Genomic DNA, 13,960 nt, shown 5'->3' with positions numbered 1-13,960 from the left:
ACACGGTTTGCTGTTTGCCCCGATTTGTGTTGAACAGGTCGAGGACGCAGATCGCGAAGTGAGCGAACAAGCTTTTGCATTGCCGTCTTATGACGCTCTTTGGAAATCCGTCTTAACGCACAGTCGCGCTATCTATGGCCGCCGTGTGGGCGTGTCGTTATCGAGCGCGGCGGCATATGGCGTCATCGTTGTCCTGGGCATATTTGTCGCCGGCACGTTGCTTTCAGGCTTCGTCAATCGTTCAATGGTCCGAACTGATGCAGGCACGCTGGAAAGTCTGTCATCCGCGAAAGATCCCGAGCAACGACTGCAGGCGTTAAACGCGCTCGACAAACAACTCGACACGCTCGAAATCCGCAGCAAGGAAGGCGCGCCGCTTTACACCCGCTTCGGTCTGAACCACGACGCCGCCCTATACCAGCGCCTCTGGCCGGCTTACCTCAACGCCGCCTCACGCGTCCTGATCGTTCCCATCAAAGCCAAACTCGAAAACCGCCTGAGCCAACTTGCCTCGCTATCGGATGCCGAAATCGCCAGTGGCGGCAACGCACAAGTTCAGGCAGCCTATGACACGCTAAAAACATATCTCATGCTCGCCAACCCCGAGCACGCCGACGCAACCTTCCTTACGACGCAGCTACTAGCCACCAACGAACCCGCGCGCCAGCAAAATGCGACGCTCACGCAAGGCGCGTGGGAGGACCTGCGCCAGCACGCAATTGCATTCTATGCAAGCCACTTAAAGCACGGGGCGTCGCCGGCCTTGACGCCCGACGCGGCACTGATAGCGTCGGCGCGTCAGACGATCATTGGCGTGCGCGGAATCCAGAATTCGACGGATGCGATCTACCAGCAGATCATCGATGAAACCAAGCCCAAATATCCGCCGCTGACATTGGCCGGCATCCTCGGGGATCATCCTAGTCGCGGCCTCTTCGGCACGAGCGCCACGGTCCCGGGCGTTTTCACGCGCGCCGCTTGGGAAGAACGCATTCCCAAAGCGATCGACGAGGCGAGCGAACATCACACCGTCGCAGGCGATTGGGTGCTCTCAGACGCGAAAGCCGACAATACATCGCCGTCGGCACTGAAGGCCGAACTTCGCCAACGCTACTTCGACGACTACTTCCGCGCCTGGGCGCAATTTCTCAACGGTATTCGCTGGCAGGATGCATCGTCGCTTTCCGGCACGGTCGATCAACTGACACTGCTCGGCGACCCGCAACGCTCGCCGCTCGTCGCGTTGATGGACGCAATCGTCTATCAGGCCGGCGCGGGCGCATCGACGCAAACGTTGTCGGACAGTCTGATCACGAAGGCACAGCAACTCGTGGGCGCCGACGAGAAAGATCCATCGAAGCGCGCTCAAGCTAGGATCACCCCGCTCGCCGAAGCTTTCGGCCCCGTCCTGCGCCTGACCGGAAGCGATCTCGTAGCCGCTGCGTCCGTGAATGGGAAAGGCGTGCCGCAACCTGTCGGCGACCTCAGTCTGCCGCGCTATCTCGAACGCGTCACCGCCATGCGCCTGAGAACGCAGCAGATGATGTCCAGTCCCGACCCGGACGCCATGTCGCGCGCCGCGGCGCAAGCGATGCTGCAAGGAAAGACTTCGGATATTGCTGACAGCCGCGACTACGCAAGCCGTGTGTCCGCGAGCCTCGGCGAGCGCTGGGCCGGTTTCGGCAAACTCTTTGAAGCTCCCTTCGACCAGACGTGGCAGGTTGTCGTGCGCCCCGCGTCCGCAAGTCTGAATGACATCTGGCGCACGGCCATTCTCGCGGACTGGAATCGCAACTTCGCATCCCGCTATCCGTTCGCGGATTCTGACAACGATGCATCGTTGCCCGATCTTGCGCGCTTCCTGCGGCTCGACAATGGCGTGATTGCGCAGTTCGTCGCGACGCAACTTGCAGGCATCATCGAACGGCAGGGCGATCACTGGGCCGCGGCGCAGGGCGCGAATCAGGGCGCGCTTACGCTCGATCCCGCGTTCCTTATCGCGCTCAACAAGCTCACGCGCGTCTCGACCGTGATGTTTCCATCCGGCGATGCACACGTCCGCTTCGATCTCCGTGGTGTACCAACTCCCGGCGTCACCGAAATGACGTTCGTGCTTGCGGGCCGCACGTTCAAGTACTTCAATCAGCAAGAAGAATGGATGCCCTTCGAATGGCCGGGCCAGTCGCTGGAGAACGTCACGCATCTGGAATGGGAAACGGCGCAAGGCGGCCTGCGCTCGGCCCTCGATGCCCAAGGCCGTTTCGGCGTGATACGCCTGCTCGAGCGTGCGAAGGTTACGCAACAGGACAGCGCGCGCTACTTGCTTTCCTGGACACCCGATCAAAGTCAGGCGCTGCCGCTTTCGGTGCAGATGCGCGCGGAAGGCGGCGCGGGTCCGCTCGATGTACTTGTGTTACGACACTTCGCCTTGCCAGAGCGCGTCTTCCTGGTCAATAACCCCGCGAAGACGAAGGCGACGTCGGCGGCCTCGAACCCTCCGCCGCTGCCTCCCGGAGCGTTCACTGCGGCGAATCAGTTGGGCATTCCCTTGCCGCAAGGCGCAACCACAGAGATGCATTGATGTTTGCTGGTCTTTTTAAAACGCTTTTCCCTTCGCGCGATGCTGCCCAATTTGCTCGCGCTCGCCTCGACACTTGGGAGGCTTGGCTCGCGCCGCTTCCCGGAGATGCAGGCGTCGGTCGAGATCCCGGTTACGAAGACGCCTTTTTCAGCTTGAAGGATGAAGCAGGAAAACTTTCGGGCATCGACGATTCGTTGATTGTCCGCTCGTGCGAGCAAATCACGAAAGAAGTCGGCAAGGATCTGCGTGTCGCGGGCCATTACGCTTTTGCGCGATTGCGTCAGGACGGACCTGAAGGCTTCGTCGATGGTCTCGAACTCGCTGCTGCCATGATCGACCGCTTCGGCGATGCCATCTTGCCTTTGCGTCCCGAAGCCAGGAAGGGCGCGCTCGAAATGCTCGCTACGACACGCACGCTGGACTTGCTCGACAGCCGGGACGCTTTCGATCCTGGTGATGTGGAACGCGCGGTCGCCGCGCTCGATGCGATCGTCGGAAAGACACTCACATGGCCGGAAGCGGCGCGGCCCAACTTGCAGATGCTCGCCTCTCGCTTCCAACGCAAGGACGACGGCATACAAAGCGCCGAGCCGAGCACGACCGCGCCGATTCCGTCGGCTCCGGCGCTTGCCGGTAGCGCCCCGATCGCATCGCAGCGCGAATTGCTCGATCAGGCTCGCACCATGGCTGTATGGTTGCGCGATCAGGAAAACGGCTATCTGCCTTCTGCGCGACTCGTGCGCAGTATCCGTTGGGATACGCTTCACGAAGTCCCGCCCGCGGATGCCGGCGCTCGAACCCGGCTCGCCGCGCCACGCGGCGAATTGCGTCAGCAGTTCAAGCGCCTCGTGCTGCAAAAGCAATGGAACGAGTTGCTGGAACGCGTCGAAGCGGCGTTCATGGAAGGGGTCAATCACCTCTGGTTCGATCTGCAACATTTTCAGCACGTTGCGCTCGATAACGTAGGCACGCCTTATGATGCATGGCGCGATTTGCTGCGCGCGGATTTCGCGCTCTTTCTCGAACGTCTTCCCGGCATCGAGCGGCTTGCCTTCAATGACGGTACACCTTTCGCCGATGATGTCACGCTCGAGTGGATCGCGCGTCACGCCGTCGTGCGCGATCTTGACGCAGGCGAGAGTATCGCGGCGTTGCCGGTGTCGGCAAATGCCGCGGAAGGTGCGGCCGGAGACTGGCCCGAGATCGAAGCACAGGCGCGTGATTTGTCCGCGCGCGATGGTATTGAAGCTGCATTTATCTGGCTCGATGCGCTGCCGGGCATGAAGACAGACAAGCATCGCTATCTGCAGCGCCTGATGATGGCGCGTCTGGCCGAGCAGGCCGGCCGCGCGGATACCGCACTCTCACTTCTCGCGGAACTCGATGCCGCCACGCGCACCTTGCCTCTCGCACGCTGGGAGCCGGCGCTCGCTTTTGAGGTCAAGCAGCAATTGATGCGTGCATTGAAGACGATGAGCGTCCGCAAGGACGCCGACAAGACAACGCTGACCAACCGTATCGGCGAACTGCGTAGTGAACTGATCGTGCTGGACCCGGCGCGTGCGCTCACGCTGTCATGAAAACATAGATGAACGACGAATCGACACAAGACCCCAATCAGGACCTCTCGCGCGGCGATCCGGTCCTGCGCTACTACGAAGCAGAAATGCGTTATCTGCGCGAGTCTGGGCGCGAGTTCGCACGGGCGCATCCTGATCGCGCGCGCATGCTCAATCTCGATCGCGTGGGTGATCGCGACCCCTACGTCGAACGTCTTTATGAAGGTTTTGCGTTTCTCACGGGCCGGCTTCGGCAGAAACTCGACGACGAACTGCCGGAGCTGACAGAAGGCATCGTAAGCCTGCTCTGGCCGCACTACTTGCGGATGATCCCATCGCTGTCCGTCGTGGAACTCTTGCCGCAAGGCGAGCGGATGCAGAAAACCGCATACGTCCCGGCAGGCGTCGCGGTGCGCTCCGCGCCGATTTCCGTGCCGACGGATTCAGGCACAACCGCTGCGCCTCGGACGGTGCAATGCCTCTACCGCACGACGCAGCCCGTCGCCATGCAGCCGTTGCGCCTCTTGCAGGCAGGCCCCGCGGTGCGGCACGACGGCCGTTCGGTCATTCGGATAGCCTTTGAACTGGATAACTCGGCGCGCCGCACGGAAACCGATCTCTCGCGCCTGCGACTACACCTGAGCGCGGATCAGCCGACGGCGTTTGCCATGCACCTTGCGCTGACCCGTCAGGTCGACGTCATCGAATGGCGCATCCCGGAGGTTCGTAACGGCGAGGCCCTGCCGTGCAAAGGCGTGAGCATCGAACCGGCAGGGTTCTCTCCTGAAGAACGGTTGTGGCCTAAGTCGGATGCTGCATTTTCGGGCTATCAGCTGCTGCTCGAATATTTCACGTTCCGCGAGAAGTTTCTGTTCGTCGATCTTTGCGGGCTCGACATCGACATGCTTCCGGTGGGCGCGACGCGCTTCGAGTTCGAAATTGTGTTGAAGCATGCATATCCGTCGGATCAGCGATTCAACAAAGACAATTTGCGTCTCTTTTGCACGCCGGTCATCAACCTGTTCAGCCTCGACGCCGAGCCGGTGGTAATCAACCATCACGAGACGGAGTATCGCGTGGTGCCCGCGGGGCATCAGGGCGGGCACGTCGAAACCTATTCGGTCGATGCCGCCGAATCTTTCGATCACGAAACCGCCGAGCGCTTCGAATATGTTCCCTTCGCGACGTTTCGACATCGCGGAGGCATGTTGCGGCACGAGTCGCCCGAACGATACTTCCATACGCGCGTGCGGCCGGGTATGGACGGTCTACACGAGACGTGGGTGATTCTTGGCGGACATGCATGGGATTCGATGCAGACGCTGCCAGAGGAAAGCATATCGCTACGCGTGACCGGCACCAACGGAATGTTGCCGCGTAAGGGTTTGCGCGAAGCGCGCATCGACGAGCTCGCGCTCAGCACGCCAAACGTGGGCGGCGTGCGCAATCTCGTCGCGCCGACGCTGCCGCTTTATCCGCCCACCGGCGACCGGTTTCAGTGGCGCGTGTTGTCACATCTCGCGCCGAATTTTCTATCGATGCTCAACGCCGAGGTCTTGCGCGGCGCGCTCGCACTTTATGACTGGACCAACGACGAACTCAATCGGCGGCGGCTCGCCGGCATTCTGCACGTCTCGGAGCAACTGCTGGAGGAGATTTCCGGCGGCGCTGTGGAGCGCGGCGTGCTGATCGAAGTGACGCTCGACTCGCAGGCGTTCTCGGGCGAAGGCGACGTGATGCTGTTCGCCGAACTGCTGCATCGCTTCTTCGAACTGTATGCGGAAATCAATCTCTTCACGAAGCTCGCCATCGTGAGTCTGCCGTCGCAGGCTCGCATCGAATGGCCGCGCAGCAAGACGCGGCGTGCTCCGCTATGACGGCGCGCGATCTATCGGGGGTCGAACCGTTCGTCGCCGCGTTGCTCGCGCGCGCGCCACGAATGAGCTTCATGCAACTGTGCCGTCTTTTTGAGGCGAGCGAGCCGAACAGGCCGGGTTTCGGCGAGCGTGATACGCCCGAACACGAACCCGTGCGCTTCAGGCCGCGCCCGCGCATGGGCTTTCCCGCAGGCGAAATGGCGAGTGTCGAATTCGCGGACGAGGGCGATGCCCTGCTTGCGCCTACCGTGCGCACTACGTTCATGGGTCTGTACGGCGTCGATGCGACGATGCCGACGCATTATCTCGACGATACCGTCCAGCGCGAGGAGGGGCACGAAGCAGTCGAAGCGTTTCTCGACCAATTCAATCATCGGCTGGCGACGCTGCTTTATCGGACGTGGAAGAAGTATCGCTATCCGGAAAGTTTTTGCCACGGCGGTACGGACCAGCACTCGCAAAAGCTTTTGTGTCTTGCTGGTTTCGGCTGGGGCAACAAGCCCGCGCGCGCCGGTTTGCCAGATTCGCGCATGCTCGCCTTGCTAAGTCTGATGGTCCAACGTACTCGCACGCCGGAGGGTCTGGCTGGCGTCATTGCGCTTGGTGCGCCCGGCGTGGAGGTCAGGGTCGATGAGTTCTGGCCGGTTGCGAAGCGCACGGAACAGGGTTCGCCGCTAAGCGCGAAAGACGTGGGTGCCGCAAGCGCCGGCAGCAAGCGACGTGGCCTCGGCGGAGGTTATGTGCTCGGCAAGCGAATTACCTATCGAAGCCGTGCGGTGCGTGTGACGATGCGTCCGCGCGACGCCGAGCAGGCCAACGATCTCCTGCCCGGTGGTTGGCTGCATCGCGATCTGATGGCACTGGTGCGTCTCTATATCGGCGTCAAGGCCGATGTGCATTTGCGCGTGCAGATGTCCTCGCGTTTCGTTCCGACACCGGCGGTTGGCGTCCTGCTGGGGGCGCGCGCCCCGCGGCTCGGCTGGACCGTCGTGCTGCCCTCCGAGGCGGAACGCGACATCGAGATATCGCTCGGTGTGTGCGAGGCGCTTCCTGCTCCCGGCATCAATCCTTATCTCAAGCCATATGTCAGCCCGCACGCGGCGTGACTTCGAATCAAGCAGAGGGCAATCATGTTGAAACGATTTAGCGCAGCAAGCGTCGCCGCGACGCTGCTGCTTTCCGGATGCGGCGCTTGGCAAACCGTTTCCGATACCTCGGTCGACGCTTATAACGCAGTCTTCCACAAGCGGGTGAAAGTGCTCGACGTGGATCTGACCGCGCGCGCCGGGCTGAATCAGGACGCGGCGGGTCGTTCGACTTCAGTGGCGGTACGCATTTATCAACTGAAGGACCGCAAGCTATTCGACAGCGCGGCCTATGGCGATCTCATTCGTGACGACAAAACCATGCTCGCGCAGGATCTCCAGGCAAGCCTAGGCGTGGTGGTCAACCCAGCTGCATCGGTGAGTCTTTCACAGCCATTGGAAAAGGAAACGGCATACATAGCGATCGCCGCTTTCTATCGCGATCCGCCTGCGAACGGAAGCTGGAAGCAGGTCGTCGAGGCGAAGAAGCTGTCCGCCGATGCTCCGCTCAAACTCGGGCTATCCGATCGGCAAGTAACGGAGCTCACCGATACTAAGGCAAGCGGCACAAAATAGACTTGCGCACCGGGGCACTGATTCAGTTCGACGGACATTTCGCTCGCGAACCGCGTTCCTCACTACGGACAACGTCCGCCCGCTATCCATGCTCACGGGAGTCTGCATGGCGGGCTGCGCAGCGAATGATAGAAGACGGCTGTGTCGCGGCAATGGCATTCGCTCCCAGGCAAGGGCCCGACGTCCCTCGCTCTCGACGCTCATGGGAAATCCATGAGTTCGGTACTACTGGATATCGACTTCGATTGATCGTATAAAACGGCCGTGCGCATGAGGCGGCTGCGCGCTTCGAAGTGTGGGAAAAACTAACCGTTCCGGTAAAAACCACCGTCCATGCCTTGACAAAACATGGCCACGCAAGGGCAGAATGCTCTGGTTAGACTTTTTTACACTTTAGTTGGCAGAAGGTTTCTAAACGTCTGAATACAATCGAAATTGTTAAAGATTGTGTAGCCGTCGGGACCAATGACAACGAAGCGAACAACGATACTGTCCATTTTTGGGACGCGCCCCGAAGCCATCAAGATGGCGCCGCTAGTCAAGGCGCTGGAAGCGGAGCCGGGCGTTCGGTCCATTGTGTGCGTAACCGGTCAGCATCGCTCGATGCTGCAACAGGCGCTGGATCTCTTCGATATCGCTCCGCAGTACGACCTCGCGGTCATGTCCGAGAACCAGAGTTTGAACGGGCTGGCCGCGCGGCTGATCGGCGCGATCGATAACGTCATCGAAGAAGAAAAGCCGTGCCGCATTCTCGTGCACGGCGACACCACCACGGCAACGGCAGGCGCGCTCGCGGCGTTTCATCGGCGCGTGCCGGTGGCGCACGTCGAAGCAGGCTTGCGTACCGGCGACATGACGCGGCCCTGGCCGGAAGAAATGAACCGCCGCGTGGTCGATGTCATGAGCGACCTCATGTTCGTGCCGACGCAGCGCTCGGAACAGAACATCGCGCGCGAGACGCTGCAAGGCCGCTCGATCATCACGGGCAACACGGTGATCGACGCGCTTTTGTCAGTGACGAAGCGCATCGACTCGAACGCCACGCTGCGAGCCTCGCTCGATGCTCGCTTCCCGTATCTCGACGATTCGAAACAACTCGTGCTCGTGACCGGTCATCGGCGCGAAAGCTTCGGCCAGGGTCTGCGCGACATCTGCGCGGCGCTCGGCGAGATCGCCCGGCGTGACGATGTTCAGATCGTCTATCCGGTGCATCTGAATCCGAACGTGCAAGCCACGGTGATCAGCGCGCTCGGCGCCTCGCCGAACGTGTTCCTCATTCAGCCGCAGAACTACATGGGCTTCGTGCGTCTCCTGCAGCGCGCGTCCATCGTACTAACTGACTCTGGCGGCGTTCAGGAAGAAGCGCCCGCGCTCGGCAAGCCGGTGCTCGTGATGCGCGATGTCACCGAGCGCCCCGAAGCCGTGCAGGCCGGCACCGCGCGGCTCGTCGGCACGGATCGCCATGCAATCGTTTGCGCTGTGTCGCTGCTTCTCGACGATGAAAGCGCCCGCGCCGCCTTCGCCCGCAGCGTGAACCCTTATGGCGACGGCCATGCCTCGTCGCGCATCGTCTCGGCGTTGCTGGACCGTCCTTTCGAGGAGTTTCGCCCCGACTTGCGCGTGTCCGAGGAGCAGCATCGTCTGATGCGCGCGGCGGTTGCGTAGTGCGGCAGTGCGCGCATCGCGCGAAGCGCCGCAAGGCCGCGAAGCGAACGATGCGGATATCGAACGAAATAACTGCCAGCTTGGGCGTTGCACCAAAAAGACCATCGCAATCTCGCGCGTTCGCGCTCTCGAGCCTCTTCGGGCGACTGAGCGGCTGTGCGTGAGAATGCGCCAAAATTCGAGCCATTCGCCTTGATCAACGACATCATCAAACCGCGCCGATTGCGCGTCGCACTCGCTTTGACCGCCGCATGGGCGGCCTTTTTCATGGCGCTTCCGTGCGCGGCGCTCGCCGCCGCCGGCGATCTTGCAAGCACGTTCGCGCATCTCGGGCTCAACGGCCGCGAATCGCGCACGGTGACACTGCGCGAGCTAGGGCTCTTGCAAGACGTCACGCTGAGCGCACCCGACACGCGCCAGGAGTTCTATCTCCCCGTTCCCGCCGATGTCCCGCTCAGCGACGCCACGCTGCAACTCGACGGCGGTTACGTACGCGGCGACGGCGGACGCGTGACGATGCTGCTCTCGCTCGACGGCTCGCCCGTGCTCTCGCGCGCCTTCACGCAGGACGCGGGAAACGTCGCGGTGAACATCGGCGTGGACGGCGCGCCGCGTTCGGCCGGTTTCGTGCGGCTCGGGCTCGGCTTCGCCTCGGTAATCAACCAGAACGTGTGCACGGACCAGACCGCGATCGGCAACGTGCTGCGCGTGCGTCCGGAAACGCGTCTGACCTTCAGCTTCGATCCCGCCGATATTCGCGATCTGCGCACGGCGTGGAGCGCGCTGCCTTACGCGCCGGTGCTCGCGGTGTCGTCGCCAAAACTCGCCAGCGACGCCTACGACACGGCCTGGCGCACCGATGCGCTCCTGCAACGCGACGGCAAGCGCCCGCTCGTGCAGGCGCTGCCAGCCGTGGGCGATACGGCCGACCTGACCGGCATCGACGTGCCCGCGGCTTTGCGCGCGATTCCCGCGTTCAGCGCGCTGGCCTCGGGCGGCAAGCATGCAATAAGCGATGACGCCGAACTCGGCGCGCTCGTCGCGCTCGGAGCGCGCGCGGCGTTCGGTCCGGACGTGATCGTGGCGGATGACGGCATGAGAAAGCGCATCGTCGGCGCGCTCGATGCGTTGCGCGCGCAAGTCGCCACCGCTTCCGCCGATGCCGTGCCCGCCTTCGACGAATGGCGCGCCCGCACGATGAACACGCTGACAGCGCCGCTCGCGCCGGGCGAGGTGCGCATTGCGCATGTCGGCGGACGCGCGGTGATCGTGGTCGGCGACACGCGCGGCATCGGCGCGCTGGCGGCAAGCTGGCGGCCCATCGATGTATCGAACCGGCTGATCGTGCATTCGATCGATGCCGACCAGCGCGTGCGCGGCGACAACATCGCGCTTTCGGAGCTCGGCGGCGATCCGCGCAGCATCGACGTGCAGACCAACGCGTCATGGTCCGCGCGCTTCGACCTCGCCGCGGCTTCGGGCAACGGCCGTCTGCCGCAGAACGTGGTGCTCGACCTCGCGGCATCGCCGACACTCTCCAACGGCGGCGCGACCGCCACGGTGTATTTCAACGACGTGATGATCGGCGCGCGCCTCTTGAACGTGGATGGCGTGCGTCAACGCATCGTCGTGCCGATTCCGCGCTATGCGCTTGCACGCACCAACGAATTGCGCGTGAGCTTTCGCCGTCAACCGGATGCGGGCTGTCAGGCGCGCCAGGCCTATCCGGTCGCCGTGTTGCCGACGAGCCATCTGCAACTCGGCAACTCCACGCTCGACAACACCTTCGCGGGCATGGCGGCGCGTTTTGCATCGGCGGCGACGGTTTACGTGCCGCACGCCTGGCTCGACGATGCGTTGAACAGCGTGCCGCGTCTCGCTTATCTGACAGGCGCGGCGGGCGTCGCTCCCGTGCAGGCGAAGTTCGCCGTGAGCGAGTCGGGCGCGACCGTGCATCCGGATGGCGCGTTCCTCGCCGCCGATGTCCCGCTTGCCGACGAGCACAATCCCGCCGTTTATTCGGCCGACAGGCTTTCGCTGAAGTCCGCTTCGGGCGACATGCTGCTCGACATGTCGGGCCTTTCGCGTGTCGCGGTGGTGAGCGTGGCGAGCTCAAACGGACAAAGCGGCGTGGTGTATCGCTCGGCGGGCGCCATGCCCGTACTCAGCGACAAGCTGCAACTCTCGCGCGGCGACATTGCCGTGGTGGACGGCAGCGGCGTCCTCAAGCAGTTCGATACCGTGAATCCCGACGAACTCGTCGATGAACCGGCGGGCAGCTCCGACTGGATCACGCGGCACTGGGCGCGCTGGGGCATTCCGGCCGTGCTCGTGGTGTTGTTGCTGGTGCTGATCGCGCTGGCGGGTCAGGCGCGCCGCAGGCATCTGCGCCGGCAGAAGAAGGACAACGGCGCGTGATCCTGGAAACGATCAGGTGGTACGGCCAGATACTCGTCGCCGAGTACTACCAGACACTTGAATACGTCGCGGCGGTGGTGGCGACGATCATCCTGCTGTCGAGTCTCGATGATCTCTTCATCGATATCTGGTTCTGGACCCGCAAGTTCTGGCGGCGCGTGACGGTGGAACGCCGTTACGCGCCGCTCACCGTCGAGCAGCTTTACGCGCGCGACGAGCAGCCGATCGCCATCATGGTGCCCGCCTGGCAGGAGCACGATGTCATCGCGCCGATGATCGAAGACCTCGTGCGCGTGCTCGATTACCGCAGCTATACGATTTTCGTCGGCACCTATCAGAACGATCCGGCGACGATCCGCGAAGTGGAACGCATGCGGCATCGCTACAAGCATTTGCATCGCGTGGAAGTGCCGCACGACGGGCCGACCTGCAAGGCCGACTGTCTCAACTGGCTCGTGCAGGCGATTCTGCGCTACGAATTCGAGGCGGGCGTGGAGTTCGCGGGCATCGTCATGCACGATAGCGAGGACGTGCTGCATCCCATCGAACTCAAGTTCTTCAACTATCTGCTGCCGCGTAAAGACATGATTCAGTTGCCGGTGGCATCGCTCGAACGCAACTGGTTCGAACTGGTCGCGGGCACGTACATGGACGAGTTCGCGGAATGGCACGCAAAGGATCTGGTCGTGCGCGAGAGTCTCGCGGGTGCGGTGCCCTCCGCCGGCGTGGGCACGTGCTTCTCGCGCCGCGCGATGCTCGCGCTCGTTCGGCAGACCGAGAGTCAGCCGTTCAATACCGAGAGCCTCACCGAAGACTACGATATCGGCGCGCGCATTCTCAAGATGGGCATGCAGTCCATCTTTCCGCTGTTTCCGGTGCAGTTCACGTCGCGCCGCAAGGTGTGGTTCGGCCTGGGTCCCGAGCGCGAGATCACGACCACCATGCCGCTTTGCGTGCGCGAATTTTTCCCCGACACGTTTCGCACCGCGTACCGGCAGCGGGCGCGCTGGACGCTCGGCATCGGCTTGCAAGGTTGGGCGCTGACAGGCTGGAGCGGCACGCTCGCCAACCGCTATCTCTTGCTGCGCGACCGCAAGGGCGTGGTGACGGCGTTCGTCGGCATGCTGGCCTATCTGCTTGCCGTGCAGTTCATGCTGTTCGCGAGCGCTTCGTACTTCGGCTTCACGAATGATTTCTTTCCGTCACCGTTCATCGATTCCGGCTGGCTGCAGGCGCTGCTCGCCGCGAACTTCGTCGCGCTCTTGCTGCGCGTCACGCAGCGCATCATCTTCACGACGCGGCTTTACGGCTGGGAGCACGGCATTCTGGCGGTGCCGCGCATGGTGATCGGCAACGTGGTCAACTTCATGGCGGTGTCGCGCGCGTGGCGCCTTTTTATCGTGCATGTGGTGACGGGAAGGCGGCTCGCGTGGGACAAGACGATGCACGATTTCCCGAGCGTGGATGGCTTGCGCAGCACGCGCCAGGACCTCGGCGACTTGCTGGTGTCGTGGCAGGCGATCGACCCCGAACGGCTCGAACAGGCGAAGCAGACGGACCATGCGCGCGAAGCGCCGCTTGGACGCGTGCTCGTCACGCGCGGCTGGCTCGACGAGGAGACGCTCGCGGAAGCGATCGCGTTTCAGGCGGACTTGCCGCGTGGAAGGTTCGACGTGGCTCGCATGCAGAGCGAGCCGGGCGTCGCGGTGCCGCCGGAAACGCTCGTGCGCCTGCGCGCCATGCCCCAGGGCGCCGACGCGAACGGCAACGCGATCTTCGTGAGCGCCAGTCTGCTCGATGACGCGGCGCTCGCCGAATTGCGCGAAGCGACCGGCTGCGCGGTATCGATCAACGTGGTGCGCGAAAGCGAGATCGCGGCAGGCTTGCGGATGTTGCGCGATGTGGGCGTGTCGGCGCTTTCCGGCGACGAGCAGACGGCCGCGAAGGCGGTGAACGACGAGGCTGCGCGCGGCGTGCCCTTGCTTGGCGACATCATGATCGAGATGGGCCTCGTCACGCGCCGCGCGTTCGAAACGGCGTTGCAGAATTATCGGCCGGAGCGGCATGGACGTATCGGCGATTACATGGTCGCCGAGCGCGTGATCACGAGCGAAGCGCTCGCTTCGGCGGTGGGCGAGCAACGGCGCCGGTATGCGAAGCGGGCGGGTGGGCAATGAAGCGCTATCGTGCGCGCCTGCG

At 62.9% G+C, this 13,960-nt stretch carries 8 protein-coding genes; all 8 read left to right on the top strand.

Features of this window, described 5'->3' with window-relative positions; translation table 11 throughout:
- Positions 1 to 244 precede the first annotated feature (244 nt).
- The 8 genes from NCT04_RS27450 (at position 245) to NCT04_RS27415 (ending at position 13,938) form a co-directional block, all read left to right on the top strand.
- Positions 245 to 2,581: an ImcF-related family protein gene (locus NCT04_RS27450; RefSeq protein WP_250468765.1), complete on the top strand. Its 2,337-nt coding sequence runs from the start codon at positions 245 to 247 to the stop codon at positions 2,579 to 2,581.
- Positions 2,581 to 4,161, top strand: coding sequence for a type VI secretion system protein TssA (tssA, locus tag NCT04_RS27445; RefSeq protein WP_250468763.1), 1,581 nt, complete (start codon positions 2,581 to 2,583; stop codon positions 4,159 to 4,161). The genes NCT04_RS27450 and tssA overlap by 1 nt, the downstream gene beginning before the upstream one ends.
- Before the next feature lie 8 nt (positions 4,162 to 4,169).
- Complete coding sequence (gene tssF / locus NCT04_RS27440; RefSeq protein WP_250468755.1) at positions 4,170 to 6,017, top strand: type VI secretion system baseplate subunit TssF; 1,848 nt, start codon at positions 4,170 to 4,172, stop codon at positions 6,015 to 6,017.
- On the top strand, positions 5,981 to 7,123 hold the full coding sequence (gene tssG, locus NCT04_RS27435) for a type VI secretion system baseplate subunit TssG (RefSeq protein WP_250468753.1): 1,143 nt from the start codon (positions 5,981 to 5,983) through the stop codon (positions 7,121 to 7,123). Before tssF ends, tssG begins: the two co-directional genes overlap by 37 nt.
- Positions 7,124 to 7,147: 24 nt before the next feature.
- On the top strand, positions 7,148 to 7,678 hold the full coding sequence (gene tssJ / locus NCT04_RS27430; RefSeq protein WP_250468744.1) for a type VI secretion system lipoprotein TssJ: 531 nt from the start codon (positions 7,148 to 7,150) through the stop codon (positions 7,676 to 7,678).
- Positions 7,679 to 8,143: 465 nt separating this feature from the next.
- The gene (gene wecB, locus NCT04_RS27425) at positions 8,144 to 9,343 is read left to right on the top strand and encodes a non-hydrolyzing UDP-N-acetylglucosamine 2-epimerase (RefSeq protein WP_244829942.1); all 1,200 of its coding nucleotides are present in this window, start codon (positions 8,144 to 8,146) and stop codon (positions 9,341 to 9,343) included.
- A 192-nt stretch (positions 9,344 to 9,535) separates the two neighbouring features.
- Complete coding sequence (locus NCT04_RS27420; protein ID WP_250468726.1) at positions 9,536 to 11,761, top strand: cellulose biosynthesis cyclic di-GMP-binding regulatory protein BcsB; 2,226 nt, start codon at positions 9,536 to 9,538, stop codon at positions 11,759 to 11,761.
- The gene (locus NCT04_RS27415) at positions 11,758 to 13,938 is read left to right on the top strand and encodes a glycosyl transferase family protein (protein ID WP_250468724.1); all 2,181 of its coding nucleotides are present in this window, start codon (positions 11,758 to 11,760) and stop codon (positions 13,936 to 13,938) included. Before NCT04_RS27420 ends, NCT04_RS27415 begins: the two co-directional genes overlap by 4 nt.
- Positions 13,939 to 13,960: the final 22 nt, after the last annotated feature.

The sequence above is a fragment of the Caballeronia sp. GAFFF2 genome (assembly GCF_023631485.1).
In the GTDB taxonomy this organism is placed as follows: domain Bacteria; phylum Pseudomonadota; class Gammaproteobacteria; order Burkholderiales; family Burkholderiaceae; genus Caballeronia.
This window is presented reverse-complemented; position numbering and strand designations above follow the sequence as displayed.

Bases quoted from the DNA above. Each gene is read 5' to 3' on its own strand.
- NCT04_RS27450 (WP_250468765.1), top strand. From the start codon at position 245: ATGGTCCGAACTGATGCAGGCACGCTGGAAAGTCTGTCATCCGCGAAA.
- tssA (WP_250468763.1), top strand. From the start codon at position 2,581: ATGTTTGCTGGTCTTTTTAAAACGCTTTTCCCTTCGCGCGATGCTGCC.
- tssF (WP_250468755.1), top strand. From the start codon at position 4,170: ATGAACGACGAATCGACACAAGACCCCAATCAGGACCTCTCGCGCGGC.
- tssG (WP_250468753.1), top strand. From the start codon at position 5,981: ATGGCCGCGCAGCAAGACGCGGCGTGCTCCGCTATGACGGCGCGCGAT.
- tssJ (WP_250468744.1), top strand. From the start codon at position 7,148: ATGTTGAAACGATTTAGCGCAGCAAGCGTCGCCGCGACGCTGCTGCTT.
- wecB (WP_244829942.1), top strand. From the start codon at position 8,144: ATGACAACGAAGCGAACAACGATACTGTCCATTTTTGGGACGCGCCCC.